This window comes from Stenotrophomonas sp. YJH_SMC_27 (genome assembly GCF_059369815.1).
The window spans coordinates 301,623-316,005 of the sequence record NZ_JCAFTA010000003.1; the positions used below are offsets into that span (position 1 = coordinate 301,623).

Consider the following 14,383-nt stretch of genomic DNA (forward strand, 5'->3'; position numbering starts at 1 on the left):
AGACATTTCCTTTCAACGGGCGACGGCCGGCGGCGGGCCGCCGGACCGTAGCAAGGCCACGCCGCAGCGGCACCTTGCGGCGCAGCAGCGGTCATGGCGAACCGCGGCGCGTATCGGTACGCGCCGCCGGCGTTGCTCAGAACTTGTAGCGCACGCCCAGCAGGAACTGGCGGCCGGTTTCGGTGTACTGGAGTGGCAGGCGGCCGGTGGCGGGCGAGTACACCCATTCATCCGAGGCTTCGTTGGTCAGGTTGATGCCTTCCAGGCTCAGTTCCAGCTGGTCGCTGATCTTGTAGCGGATGGACGCATCAATGACCGTGGTGCCGGTCATGCCGTGGTAGCCGTCCAGGTTGAAGCCGGTTTCCTGACCGGGCACCTGGGTGAGGTAGTCATCGCGGTTGGTGGCGGAGACGCGGCCAGCGAAGGTCTCGCCTTCGTAGAACAGCGTTGCGTTCCATGACGATTTGGACAGGCCCAGCAGATCGTTCTTCATCACCGGCTGGCCAGCCGAGTTGATGTACTGGATCTTCGATTCGACCCAGGTGTAGTTCAGCTGCACGCCCAGGTTCGACCACTTGCCCGGCAGGAAAGTGAAGGGCTGGGTGTAGTTCGCCTCGGCGCCGTACAGCTCACCGCCGGGGGTATTGACTGGCCGGGTGAAGGTGAAGTCGTCGGTGGGCGAGGCGCCGGTACCGGTCAGCAGTTCGGCAGGCAGGCCGCTGTCGGTGTACGGGCGGTTCTCGCGCAGGGTCTGGACCGAGGTCTCGATGTCCTTGTAGAACAGGCCCAGGCCCGCCATCGCGCCTTCGGCGAAGTACCACTCGAAGCCCAGGTCGACATTGGTGGCGCGCGTCGGGTCCAGGTTGGGATTGCCGCTGGAGATGGTGCGCGCACCACCGGCCACGGCCACGGTTGCACCTGGCGTCAGGCTGCCCAGGCCCGGGCGGGTCATGACCTTGGCCGCACCCAGGCGGATCAGGAAATCGGGCGTGACCTCGGCCACCAGGTTGAACGAGGGCAGGGTGTCATCGTAGGTGCGGGTGGCGGTGGTGGAGGTGGTACCACTGGCCAGCGTCGACAGCCCGGTGGAGGTCTGCCTGGTGCGCACGTAGCGCACGCCGAAGTTGCCCGACAGCGGCAGCGAGCCGATTTCGGTGCTGAACTCGCCCATCAGGTAGGCACCACGGTCCTTCTCTTCCACGCTGCGCACGTTGTTGGCGCGCGGCGCGACGGCATAGATGCCGCTGTTGCTGTAGATGTCGAACTGGTCGGCGATTGCATCCAGGTTCGGCACCACCCAGTTGGATGGATTGCCATTGATGCCCTTCAGGCCGGCCTGGTTGATCATGTCCACGGGCACGATCCTGCTGCCGCTGGCGAAGGTCGGCACGGCCAGTTCGCTGGCACGGCGCAGTTCGGTGGTCTTGAACGTGTAGTCCTTGGCAAGCACGCCGCCCTTCAGGCGGAAGCCGGGGCTGATGTTCCAGTTGAAGTCGATCTGGCCGGTATCGAAGTCGTTGTCCACGTACTGCGGGCGCAGGCGGATTTCCGCCAGTTCCCAACCGTTGGGGTCGGTCGGGTCGATGCCGTAGTTGAGGATCGGGAAGCGGCTGTTGCCACGGTAGTCGTAGCTGTAGCCCTTGACGTCGTACTTGTCCATGATGACGGTGGTCTGCACTGGATTCTCGTGCCTGGAGCGCGAGATGCCCAGCTTGCCGGACACGGTGAAGTCGTCGCCGAAACGGTGCTGGCCGTTCAGGCTGATCTGCTTGAACTCGGTGCTCCACTCGTCGTGGCGGTTCTCGGTACGGATGTCGACGTTGTCGAATTCACCGTACAGCAGCGCGCCGTTGCGGATCTCGCCGTTCCTGACGATGGTACTCGGCTTGCCGACCAGGCGCGGGGTGCTGCTGCTGCCACGGCTGAAGGAAATCGCTTCGATGTACTGCTCGTCGCGGGTGGCATCGATCTTCGAGTACAGCATGTCCAGCGATACTTCACTGGCATCGCTGGGCTTCCACTGCAGCGAGCCGGTCACGCCCAGGCGCTTCTGCTCGTGTTCCATCTGCACGTAGCGCGGGAAGCGCGGGTGGAATACATCAGCGGCGCGTGCGGCGGCGAACGGCGATGACGCAGCGAAGTTGCCATTGCTCGGGCCGTTGGCCCAGCGGCCGGTGTTGGAGCCTTCCTCCAGTGCCTGGCGCTCGGAGTAGGCCACCGACAGGAGGGCGCCGAAGGTACCATCGGCGAAGGTGTTGGAGACCAGCGCGGCCAGCCGCGGGTCGGCCTTTTCGGCCATCTGGTTGTAGCCGGCCTGGCCGCTTGCGGCGAAGGTGAAGCCGTCGTAGTCGAACGGGCGCGCGGTGCGCAGGTCGACAGTGGCACCCAGCGAGCCTTCCTCGACGTCAGCCGAGGCGGTCTTGCGCACCACCAGCTGCGAGAACAGGTCCGAGGCAAACACGTTGAAGTCGAAACCGCGGCCGCGGTTGGTACCACCGCTCTGGTCACCGGCGCCGACGGTGGTCAGCGCTTCCATCCCATTGATGCGCACGCGGGTGAAATCCGGGCCCAGGCCGCGCACCGAGATGTTGCGGCCTTCGCCGGCTTCGCGTGTGATCACCACGCCCGGAATGCGCTGCAGCGATTCAGCCAGATTGAGGTCGGGAAACTTGCCGATGTCTTCGGCGACGATGGCATCGACCACGCCGGCCTCGCCGCGCTTGATGTCCAGCGCCTTTTCGACACTGGCGCGATAGCCTGTGACGTTCACCGTGTCCAGGTCGGTAGCGGTCTGCTGCTGGGCGGCCGCGCTGGTGGACAGGGCGAGTCCCACCCCCAGGGCCAGCAAGGTAACCGGTGTCTTTTTTCCATGGATCCGAGATTGCATGCCTTTCCCCTCTCCCAAAGGTCTGGTATCGCAGCTGCGCGGCGAAATGACACCGCTAGTCAAAACCGACGTTAGCAGCACCACCGGGATCGGGCATCTTGCACCGCAACAGATTTGCAATGTCTCCAAGACGCTTGCAGGACAAAGGTTTCGACATATCGCCCAAGCGCTCTCAAGGCGTCTTCGGTCTAGAATGACACCGCTAGCCAATCGCCACGCCCCTCGCGTGGTCCACTTACACGCCATGCAGTGTCCCATGCTGGTGGCACGCGTGAAGGAGCTGAGATGGGTCGTATCGTGTGTTTTGGAGAGTTGTTGCTGCGCCTGGGTGCCCCCGGCAACGAACTGCTGCTGCAGTCGCCGCAACTCCAGGTCCATGTGGGAGGGGCCGAAGCCAACGTGGGTGTCTCGCTGTCCCGGCTTGGACATCAGGTGGCCATGGTCAGCACCGTGGCCGGCAATGCGCTGGGGGCGCATGTACTGGGTGAACTGCGGCGGCACGGCGTGGATACGCGCGGTGTGCGCGAGGACGCCGAGGGCCGCATGGGCCTGTACTTCCTCACCACCGGCGCGGTACAGCGCGCGAGCGAAGTGGTCTACGACCGCGCGGATTCGGCGTTCGCGCGCAGCACTGCAGCCGACTACGACTGGCCAGCGCTGCTGCAGGACGCGCAGTGGCTGCACGTCTCCGGGGTCAGCCCGGCGTTGGGCCCGCACGTGGCGGCGGCCACGCTGGCGGCGGCGCGCGCGGCAAGACAGGCCGGTGTCCGCGTCTCCTTCGACGGCAATTTCCGGCCCCGCCTCTGGCAGCGCTGGGGAGGCGATGCGCAGGCGGTATTGCGCGAACTGTTCGCGCAGGCCGACATCGTGTTCGCCGACTACCGCGACATGGAGGTCGTACTGGGCACCCGCTTCACCCAGCCGGACCTGATGGAGCGGATCGACGCGGCCGCTGCCGCCGCGTTCGGTGCCTTTCCGCAACTGCAGTGGATGGCCTGCACGCAGCGGCAGGTGCTGAGCGTGGACCACCATGTGCTGGGCGCTGTGTTGCTGGGTTGCGACGGAACCCGCGCACAGGCCCCACTGCGTCATCTGCAGGGCATCGTCGACCGCATCGGTGGCGGTGATGCCTTCGCGGCCGGCATCCTGCATGGCATCCTGTCCGGCCTTGATGCCGACGCCACCGTGCGGTTCGGCCTGGCCGCCGGGGCGCTGAAGCACTCCATCCCCGGCGATTTCAATCCTGTCAGCGAAGCTGACGTGCTGGCCCTGATGGGCGAGGAGCGATTCGATGTCCGCCGCTGATCCGCGCGTACGCGCGGTCCTGAAACTGGCACCGGTGATTCCGGTGTACACCCCCGAAAACGTGAATGACGCGGTCGAAGTGGCCCAGGCCCTGTTCCGCGGCGGCCTGCCGGTGATCGAAGTGACCCTGCGCACGCCGCAGGCGCTGGACGCGATCACGGCCATGGTCGAGGCCGTACCGGACGCGGTGATCGGTGCCGGCACCGTGCTTACCCCGGCACAGATGCAGGCGGCGAAGCAGGCCGGAGCGCGTTTCGCGGTGTCCCCCGGCGCCACGCCGGCACTGTACGCGGCCGCGCGCGATGCCGACCTGCCGTACCTGCCCGGTGCGGCCACGGCCTCGGACCTGATCCTGGGCCTGGAGCACGGCCAAGACACGTTCAAGTTCTTTCCCGCCGTGCAGGCCGGCGGTGCCGCGCTGCTGGCGGCCTGGCACGGTCCATTCGCCGACGTGCGCTTCTGCCCGACCGGTGGCATCAGCGCGCAGACCGCGCCGCAGTTCCTGCACCTGCCCAACGTGCTGTGCGTGGGTGGCTCGTGGTTGACCACGCCGGCACTGCTGCAGACCCGCGACTGGGAGGCCATCGAGCGCCTCGCCCGCGAGGCCTCGGTGCTGGCCAGCTGAACCCGACGCACGGATCTTCAAAGGTTTGATCGTGATCAAAGCGCCGGCCTCGTGCCGGCGTCATTCTGTGGGCAAGCGCACTACGGAGATCCGAACATGAATTCCACCATGAAGGCCGCTGTCGTGCGTGAGTTCGGCAAGCCACTGGTCATCGAGGAAGTCTCGGTACCACGCCCGGGGGCGGGCGAGGTACTGGTCAGGATCGAGGCCTGTGGTGTCTGCCACACCGACCTGCACGCCGCCGAGGGCGACTGGCCGGTCAAACCGAACCCGCCGTTCATCCCCGGTCACGAGGGCGTGGGGCACGTCGTGGCCGTGGGTGGCGGGGTCGGGCACGTCAGGGAAGGCGACAGGGTCGGCATCCCCTGGTTGTACTCGGCGTGTGGCCATTGCGAACACTGCCTGGGGGGCTGGGAAACGCTGTGCGAAACGCAGCGCAACACCGGTTACTCGGTCAACGGCGGCTTCGCCGAGTACGCACTGGCCGATGCCAACTATGTCGGCCTGCTTCCAAAGGACGTGGGCTTCGTGGAGATCGCGCCGGTGCTGTGCGCCGGCGTGACCGTCTACAAGGGCCTGAAGGTCACCGACACCAGGCCCGGTGACTGGGTGGCGATCTCCGGCATCGGTGGCCTGGGCCACATGGCCGTGCAGTACGCCCGCGCAATGGGCCTGAACGTGGCGGCGGTGGACGTGGATGACAACAAGCTGGCGCTGGCGCGGAAGCTCGGCGCGCAGGTCACCGTCAACGCGCGTACCACCGACCCGGCCGCCTTCCTGAAGAAGGAGATCGGTGGCGCACACGGTGCACTGGTCACCGCGGTGTCGCCGAAGGCGTTCGAGCAGGCACTGGGCATGGTCCGCCGCGGCGGCACTGTCTCGCTCAATGGCCTGCCGCCCGGCAACTTCCCGCTGGATATCTTCGGCATGGTGCTCAACGGCATCACCGTGCGCGGCTCGATCGTCGGCACCCGCCTGGACCTGCAGGAATCGCTGCAGTTCGCTGCCGAGGGCAAGGTCGCCGCCACCGTCAGCACCGATCGCCTGGAAAACATCAACGACGTGTTCGCACGCATGCACGCGGGCACCATCGAAGGCCGCGTCGTACTGGACTTCGCCGCCTGACCCTCCGTGCATGGCCGCCGCCGCTCCGTCCCCCTCTCCCACGGACGCGGCGGCCATGCCGATTCATCGCCAGCGGGCACCCGCGCGGCCGTACAATGCGCGCATGCCCGGCGTGCTCAAGATCCTGTTCCTGTCCATCGTTGCCCTGCTCGGCGGTGTTCTTTCACTTGCGCTGGTGAGCAGCGTCGCCAGCTGGCTGCCGCCGCTGCTGGGCATGCCGCCGGACAACAACAGCGCGCAGCTGGGCTGGGACCTGGCCTTCAGCGTGCTCGGTGGCATCGCGGGTATCGCCTTTGCCACCTACTACGCGCCCTGCTGGCCGCGTTCGCACGGCTTCTCGATCTGGTCGCTGATCGCGCTGGGCTGCGGCTACGCGATGTGGACGGCGGGTGCGGATTTCCCGCTCTGGTTCGTCATTTCGCTGCTGGCGTCGCTGCCGCTGCAATTGCTGGCCGGCTGGTGGTTTGGCCGTCGTCCCTCGCGCGATGCAAGGTGATGCCGCCCCTGTAGAGCCGAGCCCGTGCTCGGCTTTCATGCACATTTACACAGGCAGCCGAGCATAGGCTCGGCTCTACAGGTCCATCCGCGGCAGCGTCTGCTTCAACGCATCGATGCCCTGCCACGGATCCGCTTTCAGCCGCTTCGCGCGCGCCAGCGCCTTGGCCATCGAAAACGCATCCGCCGCACCGACGCGTGCCAGTTCCTCCCAGCGCAGCGGTACCGCCACACCGGCACTTTCACGCGCACGCAGCGACCACGAGCACACGCTGGTGGCGCCCCGCGTATTGCGCAGCCAGTCGATGAAGATGACGCCGCCACGCTTGGCCTTGCTCATGGTCGCCACGTAGTGGTCCGGCGCGCGCTCCGCCATCGCCCGGGCAAATGCCTCGCAGAACACCCTGGCCTGTTCCCAGTCGGCCCTGGGCTTCAGCGGCACCACAACGTGCACGCCCTTGCCACCGGACAACCGCACGAAGCTCTTCAGGCCGGCCTCCTGCAGGCGGTCACGGACGTCACGCGCAGCGGCCTTCACCTGTGCCCAGCTGACGCCTTCTCCAGGGTCAAGATCGAACACCAGCCGATCCGGATGCTCGGGGTCGGCGACGGTTGCACCCCAGGGATGCAACTCCAGGGTGTTCATCTGCACCAGCTGCAGCAGGCCCCGTGCGTCGTCGATGTAAACGTAATCCTCGCGCCCGCTCTTCTGCTGCAGCGGCACCGCATGTACCGCATCGCCCAGGCCGGCACCATGGTGCTTCTGGAAGAAGCAGGCCTTGCCGACGCCGTCCGGGCAGCGCAGTAGTGACAGCGGACGCGCGCTGATTTCCGGCAGGATCCAGCGCGCCATGCGCTGGTAGTAGTCGGCCACGGCGCCCTTGGTCAGCTTCTGCTTTGGAAAAACCACCCGCTCCGGATGAGTAATCTGGACCTCGCCTCCAGCTTCGGTATCTGCGATGTTCATTCCAAGGTCCTCCTTCGGCGTGTCGCTGCGCAGCCGCTTGAAACCAGCCTGGCGCAGGTAGGCCGCCGCGTCGGATCACCCTGCGCGGGCGTGTCGTCAGGCGCCGGCGTCTGACCTGCGCCGCCGCCAGGTCGGCGCTCTCGCCGGTACTGCTCCAACGACATGCTCAACCTGCCTTGCGGCGTGCAGCGGTCTTCTTTGCAGCTTTCTTCGCAGCCTTCTTGGCTGCCTTCTTTACCGTGGATTTGGTGGCTGCTTTCCGCGTTGCCGTCTTTTTCGCTGGCGTGCGCTTGTTGGCATCCAGGCTCTTCTGCAGCAGCGCCATGAAATCGACCACATTGGTGCTGGCGTCCTCGCGCGGTGCAGGCTCATCGTCGACCCGCGTGGTACCCCCCTTGGACTTGATGCGCTTGTTCAACACCTGCTGCAGGCGCTCGCGGAATTCATCGTGATACTGCGACGGATCCCAGTCGCCGGCCATCGACTCGATCAGCTGTTCGGCCATCGCCGTTTCCTTGCTGGTGATGCGGTAGTCGGACAGCTTGCCGGTGGGCAGCTTGTACTCCTCCGGATCCACCAGTTCCTGTGGATAGCGCAGGATCATCAGCACCAGTGCGTCCTCATGCGGCATCACCGCGCACAGGTACTCGCGTGTGCGCACGACCACCCGCGCGATACCGACCTTGCCGGTGCTGCGCAGGGTCTCGCGCAGCAGCACATAGCCTTTCTCGGCCTTCTTGCCGGGCACCAGCAAATACGGTTTCTCGTAGTAGCGCGGATCGATCTGCGATGCATCCACGAACGATTCCACTTCTACGGCCTCGTGGCTTTCTGGTGCCGCCGAACGGATATCGCCTTCCTCCAGCACGACATAGCTGCCCTTGTCGTACTCGTAGGCCTTGACGATGTCCTTCCAGGGAACTTCCTCGCCCGTATCGGCGTTGACCCGCTCAAAGCGGATCGGCTTGCGATCGCGGGAGTCGAGCATGCGGAACTGCAGATCGACCTTGCGCTCTCCGGACATCAGTGACACCGGCACATTGAGCAGGCCGAACGAGAGCGTGCCAGTCCAGATCGGGCGGGCCATGGGCGTACCTTTGGCGGGGCAGGGTGCCCAGCGTGGGCCGGAGGGCGTAAACCAACCGTGTCCGTGCCGTGCACGTCAGGTGGCGCGACCACTTGGCTGTAGAGCCGAGCCCGCGCTCGGCTGCTTCAAGTGCCCGCCACTACTGCAGCAACGGCCTCACCGCCGCCGCCGGGATATGGTCCAGCGCGCGCCAGGCGTCCTCCACGACCGGGCGTGCCTGCGACCAGCCCAGCCGCGACTGCCCGCGCATCTGTTCCCAATGCTCGGCCAGTTCCTCGCAGGTATCGGCAGCATCACCGCGTGGCCAATCCGCAGCATGGGTCGTCAGCGCGAAGGCATATACCGGGCACAGATCGCGCCAGTTGCGGTGGCTTTGGCCACGCCTCTCCTCGTAGTCGCTGATCATGTACTGCAGGTAGTCCTGCGCCACCGCCTGCGGATCTTCCTGGCGGCGCGTGCGGCGCTGGGCAGTGCGCTGGCCGAGTGGATCGAGCAGGGCGTTGAACACGGACGGTGCGGGTCGTTCAAGACGGGGCATGGACGGCTCCTGCAGCGGGGGCGGGTGGGCAGGAATACGCGCGGTGCCGTTACCGGGGGGTGAGCGAGATGTTCATGACGCCAGGTTCGCAACGGCTTTACCTGCGGGGCGGTGTAGTGGAATCCCCCCAAGGGCAGGTACCAGACCATGAGCCGAGAGACCTCGCGAGACCCGCTGCGGGAGAACCACCCGCCCATTCCCGGCGAGCAGCGCGGCAAGCGCGATGCCGACAACGCCGACTACCGCGGCACCGGCGCGCCGTTCTTCGATGCCGAGCACGACCACCTGCCGGTGAAGCACGAGGCTGAACAGGCCGCCCAGGACCGCAAGGATGGCGGTGACCGCCACCGGGGTGGCCAGGAGAGCCCGCTCAAGCGCCGCGAGCGCAAGCAGCGCGCCAGCGACAACCAGGACGAGGCGCTGGAGGAGACGTTCCCGGCCAGCGACCCGACCTCGCCGTTCGTGCCGGCCAAGGCCCCCGACTGACCGGTCGGCCGCTGGCCGGCAACGTCTGGGCTGCCCTACACAAAGCGATGCCGGCCAGCGGCCGGCACTACCAACTCAGCGCCACGACCATTGCAGGCCGACGTTGGCTCGCCGTCCCGGTCCCGGCTCGTAGAAGCGACCATTGCCGTCATTGACGATCACCGAGCCGATGTAGGCCTGGTCCAGCACATTCTCCAGCCGGGCGAAGGCGCGCAGCTCACCGCCCGGCAGCGTCCATCGACGGCCGGCTTCCAGGTGCAGCAGGGCGTAGCCCGGCGCGCGCTCGGTGGCCACGTCATTGACCACAGTATCGCTGCTGGCCGAGGCCTCCAGCGCCCACTGCCACTCAGCGGGGCTCCACTGCAGGCGTGCGAAGGCCTGTTGGCGGGGCACGCCGGGCAGGCGGCTGCCTGCGGCGACCAAGGTGTTCGAGGTCAGGTAGGGCGAGCGCACCTGAGTCTGCAGCCAGGTCCATGCCAGCTGCAGTTCCAGCTGTTCGCCCAGCGGCTGCCGGTACTGCAGTTCCATGCCCTGGCGGCGGGTGCGGCCGATGTTGCGATAGGTGCTGCGCCCGCCGATATTGCTGGCAACTGCCAGCTCATAGTTGGTATCTGCGCGGAATACGCTGACATCGAGCTGGGCTCCGCCTTGCGCGTGCCACTTGCTTCCAATCTCCAGATTGCGGCTGCGGGCGGCCGCCAGATCCAGCGCCAATCCCGCCTGGCCGTCGGCGCGATAGCCCAGTTCGTTGAAGGTAGGCGTTTCGAAGCCACGTCCCACCGCCGCGTGCAGCCGCCACTGCGGGCTCGCTTCGAAGCTGATCCCGGCCGCCGGCGTGGTCGCCTGGTAGCGCCGGTGACCACTGTCATCCGGGTTGCGGGCGGTGATGTAGCGATCGTCCGAGTTGAAGCGCACGGTGCTGTGGCGCAGGCCGGCCAGCAACGACCAGCGCGGGCTCCATTGCCACCAGGCCTGGGCGAACTGGTCCACGTTCTGCACGACGTCGATCTGGTCACGACGCAGCCGTCCACGCACGCCCAGGGCGCTGCCGAGGAAGTTCTCATGGCCGGTGCGATGCTGGCGCTGGCGATCGGCGCTGAGCCCGGCCACCAGGTCCAGCGGCCGGCCGGCAAGGTCACCCTGCCAGCCCCAGCGCGCGTCCAGCCCGCCGTAGCCGCCCTCCAGATCGATCACCCCGCCGGCATGCAGGGGGTTGGCCTGGGCGGTCGGTGGGATCGGCAGGTACTGGCGTACCGCGCGCTGGCCGGCATAGCCCATCAGCTGCCAGCGCTGCGGCCCGGTTTCACGTGTCCAGCGCAGGCCGGCCTGCTGCTGGCGCACCGATTTGCGGGTGTTGTACTGGTGCGCGACTGCCGTGGCCTGGCGCGGATCAGCCGCCACCTGGGCACGGGTCAGGCCCAGCGGGTCCTGCGCATCCGGTGCATCAAGCGCATTGAGCAACAGCTCCAGCCGCCCGCCGCCCAGCTCGCCCCCGATGCGCGCGTTGAGCGATTCACGGCGTGCCTGGCTGTGATCGCGCCAGCCATCGGTGCGGAAGTGATTGGCGGCGATGTTGTAGTCCAGTACTTGGCCGGCCCCCTTCAGCTGTGCACCGACGCTCAGCGTGTTGTCGGCACCGGCGCTGAGCCGCAACCGCCACGGGTCGCCGGCCTGGCCCTGTTCGCTCCAGACCTGCAGCACGCCCCCGGAGGAATTGCCGTAGAGCGCGGAAAACGGCCCACGCAGCACCTCGATGCGTTCGGCACCAAGCAGACTGGCATGCGACAGCTGCCCTTGGCCATCGGGCATGGTTGCAGGGACCCCGTCGATCAACACCCGTACCCCGCGCACCCCGAAGGTCGAACGCGCGCCGAAGCCACGGATCGACAGCTGGGTGTCCTGGGCGAAGTTCTGCCGGTCGCGCGCCAGCAGACCGGGTACCCCAGCCAGCGCTTCGGACAGCTGCGCGCCGGTGCCAGCGCGGCTGGCATCGATCCAGACCGTGTCCTGGCTGGCCGGCAGCGCGAACGGGTCGATGCCCGGCACCCGTGCAGCCTGTACCTGCACCGCCGGCAGGGCGGTGGGCGCAGGCGCGGCCATCACCGCCCAGGGCGACAGCAGCAGGGCGGAAAGCGGCAGGCTACGGCGGCGTGCGGCAGTTTTCATGATTCAGGTTGATGGGTCGGGCGGCAACGCACGCCATGGTACGGGGCCGTGGATGACGATGGCGGCGGCCAGCCCCCGGCAGGCTTTGTTACGATGGGCTGTTTCCGGCCGAAACGCCGCAGACCGCGTAGCGCACTTCCTCCCCCTTTCCGTCTACCGAACGAGTACCGCCGTGTCCTTCTTTGCAAACGTGGAACTGGTCCCAGGCGACCCGATCCTGGGCCTGACCGAGGCGTACAACGCCGACAGCCGCCCGACCAAGGTCAACCTGGGTGTGGGCATCTACTACGACGAGAGCGGCCGCATTCCGCTGCTGCGCGCCGTCAAGCAGATCGAGCAGCAGCTCGCCGCTGAAGCCAAACCGCGCGGCTACCTGCCGATCGATGGCCTGCCGGCGTACACGCAGGCCACGCGTGAGCTGGTGTTCGGCAAGGACTCGCCGCTGCTGGCCGCCGGCCGCGTCACCACCGCACAGACCGTTGGTGGCAGCGGTGCGCTGCGCGTCGGCGCCGACGTGCTGAAGAAGCTGCTGCCGCACGCCACCGTTGCGCTGAGCAACCCGAGCTGGGAAAACCACCGCGCCGTGTTCAGCGCGGCCGGCTTCGAGGTGCTGGATTACACCTACTTCGATCCGACCACCCACGGCGTCAACTTCGACGGCCTGCTGGCGGACCTGGGCAAGCTGGAAGCCGGCACCGTGGTGCTGCTGCACGCCTGCTGCCACAACCCCACCGGTGCCGACCTCACGGTCACCCAGTGGAAGCAGGTCGCACAGCTGCTGAAGGACAAGCAGCTGTTCCCCTTCATCGACATGGCCTACCAGGGCTTCGACAAGGGCATCGAGCAGGACGGCGCCGCGGTGCGCATCATCGCCGAAGCCGGCATCGACAGCTTCATCGTCGCCAACTCGTACTCCAAGTCGTTCTCGCTGTATGGCGAGCGCGTGGGTGCGCTGTCGATGGTGGCGCCGACCGCCGCTGACGCCAAGGCCGTGCAGTCGCAGGTCAAGCGCGTGATCCGCACCATCTACTCCAGCCCATCCACCCACGGTGCTGCGCTGGTGGCCGGCGTGCTGACCCACCCGGAACTGCGCGCGATGTGGGAGCAGGAGCTGACCGAGATGCGTGAGCGCATCCATGCCCTGCGCCAGGGCCTGGTCGAGAAGCTGGCCGCTGCCGGCGCGCCGCAGTTCGGTTTCATCAACGAGCAGGCCGGCATGTTCTCGTATTCCGGCCTGAGCCGTGAGCAGGTCGAACGCCTGCGCGACGAGTTCGGCATCTACGCCGTCGGCACCGGCCGCATCTGCGTGGCCGCGCTGAACCAGAACAACCTGGAATACGTCGCCAAGGCCGTGGCCACCGTCGCCAAGGGCTGAAGCAACGCTCCAGTGGCTTGAGGACAAAGGCGCCGAAAGGCGCCTTTGTTTTTTGCGCCCTGGTCTCTGTAGAGCCGAGCCTACGCTCGGCTTGTGCGGCATGAAGGACGAAGAGCAGCCGAGCGCGGGCTCGGCTCTACAGAAGGAAGGCGCCACGAGCGCAACGCATCTGGAAACGATTACGCCTTCCCGCGCTCACGCACGCCCCCGCCATACGGGCGACAATAGGCGTTTTCCCGCTGCCGAGACCTGCCCGCCCATGTCCCGTACTTCGTTGACCCGCTTCCTGATCCAGGAACAGCACGCCGGCCGCATCAATGCCGACCTGCGCCAGCTGATCGCCGTGGTGGCCCGCGCCTGCACCAGCATCTCCATCGCCGTCAGCAAGGGCGCCCTCGGTGGCGTGCTCGGCGATGCCGGTACCGGCAACGTGCAGGGTGAAGCGCAGAAGAAGCTGGACGTCATCAGCAACGAGATCCTGCTTGAAGCCAACGCCTGGGGTGGCCACCTCGCCGCCTGCGCCTCGGAGGAAATGGACCACAGCCAGCCGGTGCCCGACATCTATCCGCGCGGTGATTTCCTGCTGCTGTTCGACCCCCTCGATGGCAGCTCCAACATCGACGTCAACGTCTCCGTCGGCACCATCTTCTCGGTGCTGCGTTGCCCGACCAATGTCGAACTGCCGGGCGATGACGCCTTCCTGCAGCCGGGCAGCAAGCAGATCGCCGCTGGCTACTGCATCTACGGGCCCAGCACCCAGCTGGTGCTGACCGTCGGCCATGGCACCCACGCCTTCACTCTGGACCGCGAGAAGGGCGAGTTCGTGCTGACCACCGAGAACATGCAGATTCCGGCGGCCACCCAGGAATTCGCCATCAACATGTCCAACCAGCGTCACTGGGAAGCGCCGATGCAGGCCTACGTCAGCGACCTGCTGGCGGGCAAGGAAGGCGCGCGCGGCAAGAACTTCAACATGCGCTGGATCGCCAGCATGGTGGCCGACGTGCATCGCATCCTGACCCGCGGGGGCATCTTCATCTACCCGTGGGACAAGAAGGATCCGTCCAAGGCCGGCAAGCTGCGCCTGATGTACGAGGCCAACCCGATGGGCCTGCTGGTCGAACAGGCCGGCGGTGCCGCCTCGACGGGCCGTGAGCGCATCCTCGACATCCAGCCCGACCACCTGCACCAGCGCGTGCCGGTGTTCCTGGGTTCGCGCGAGGAAGTGGCCGAAGCCGTGCGCTACCACCACGCGCACGACGACGCACAGGGCTGATCGGCGGTTGCCTGACGGCTTTCATGGCAGATCGATGACATGACCGTGGGG

Annotated in this window: 11 protein-coding genes and 1 pseudogene; 7 read left to right on the forward strand and 5 right to left on the reverse strand. The window is 66.8% G+C overall.

The genetic code is table 11. The annotated features are described in order from the left end of the window. Positions 1-136: 136 nt before the first annotated feature. Positions 137-2,887, reverse strand: coding sequence for a TonB-dependent receptor (locus AC5P7R_RS07355; RefSeq protein WP_029550752.1), 2,751 nt, complete (start codon positions 2,885-2,887; stop codon positions 137-139). A 285-nt stretch (positions 2,888-3,172) separates the two neighbouring features. Here AC5P7R_RS07355 and AC5P7R_RS07360 point away from each other — a divergent pair, with 285 nt between their 5' ends. The 4 genes from AC5P7R_RS07360 to AC5P7R_RS07375 all read left to right on the forward strand — a co-directional run bounded on the left by AC5P7R_RS07360 (position 3,173) and on the right by AC5P7R_RS07375 (position 6,438). Beyond that, a complete protein-coding gene (locus tag AC5P7R_RS07360; RefSeq protein WP_026346897.1) occupies positions 3,173-4,192 on the forward strand; it encodes a sugar kinase in 1,020 nt (339 codons plus the stop codon). Then, entirely contained in the window at positions 4,179-4,817 is a 639-nt protein-coding gene (eda, locus tag AC5P7R_RS07365) for a bifunctional 4-hydroxy-2-oxoglutarate aldolase/2-dehydro-3-deoxy-phosphogluconate aldolase (RefSeq protein WP_111099265.1), read from the forward strand. Before AC5P7R_RS07360 ends, eda begins: the two co-directional genes overlap by 14 nt. Positions 4,818-4,913: 96 nt before the next feature. After that, positions 4,914-5,942 carry an alcohol dehydrogenase AdhP gene (adhP, locus tag AC5P7R_RS07370; protein WP_021204618.1) on the forward strand — a complete coding sequence of 343 codons (1,029 nt, stop codon included), beginning with the start codon at positions 4,914-4,916 and terminating at the stop codon, positions 5,940-5,942. 103 nt (positions 5,943-6,045) lie between these two features. After that, a complete protein-coding gene (locus AC5P7R_RS07375; protein WP_031270839.1) occupies positions 6,046-6,438 on the forward strand; it encodes a hypothetical protein in 393 nt (130 codons plus the stop codon). Positions 6,439-6,513: 75 nt separating this feature from the next. Here the strand turns inward: AC5P7R_RS07375 and ligD are convergent. The 3 genes and pseudogenes from ligD to AC5P7R_RS07390 all read right to left on the reverse strand — a co-directional run. After that, a pseudogene (gene ligD / locus AC5P7R_RS07380) lies at positions 6,514-7,461 on the reverse strand (non-homologous end-joining DNA ligase); the annotation flags it as partial. A gap of 109 nt (positions 7,462-7,570) precedes the next feature. Continuing rightward, the gene (gene ku, locus AC5P7R_RS07385) at positions 7,571-8,491 is read right to left on the reverse strand and encodes a non-homologous end joining protein Ku (protein WP_021204616.1); all 921 of its coding nucleotides are present in this window, start codon (positions 8,489-8,491) and stop codon (positions 7,571-7,573) included. 139 nt (positions 8,492-8,630) lie between these two features. Further along, a complete protein-coding gene (locus AC5P7R_RS07390) occupies positions 8,631-9,029 on the reverse strand; it encodes a hypothetical protein (protein ID WP_021204615.1) in 399 nt (132 codons plus the stop codon). A gap of 147 nt (positions 9,030-9,176) precedes the next feature. On the opposite strand from AC5P7R_RS07390, the gene AC5P7R_RS07395 reads away from it, so the two are divergent. Then, positions 9,177-9,515, forward strand: a complete 339-nt coding sequence (locus AC5P7R_RS07395; RefSeq protein WP_005411772.1) for a hypothetical protein — start codon at positions 9,177-9,179, stop codon at positions 9,513-9,515. Between the two features lie 75 nt (positions 9,516-9,590). Here AC5P7R_RS07395 and AC5P7R_RS07400 read toward each other — a convergent pair whose 3' ends face one another. Then, entirely contained in the window at positions 9,591-11,681 is a 2,091-nt protein-coding gene (locus tag AC5P7R_RS07400; protein WP_478405570.1) for a TonB-dependent receptor family protein, read from the reverse strand. 172 nt (positions 11,682-11,853) lie between these two features. Here AC5P7R_RS07400 and AC5P7R_RS07405 point away from each other — a divergent pair, with 172 nt between their 5' ends. Both AC5P7R_RS07405 and AC5P7R_RS07410 read left to right on the forward strand, forming a co-directional pair. Continuing rightward, positions 11,854-13,056, forward strand: a complete 1,203-nt coding sequence (locus AC5P7R_RS07405) for an amino acid aminotransferase (protein WP_111099267.1) — start codon at positions 11,854-11,856, stop codon at positions 13,054-13,056. Between the two features lie 259 nt (positions 13,057-13,315). Further along, positions 13,316-14,332: a class 1 fructose-bisphosphatase gene (locus AC5P7R_RS07410; RefSeq protein WP_021204612.1), complete on the forward strand. Its 1,017-nt coding sequence runs from the start codon at positions 13,316-13,318 to the stop codon at positions 14,330-14,332. Positions 14,333-14,383: the final 51 nt, after the last annotated feature.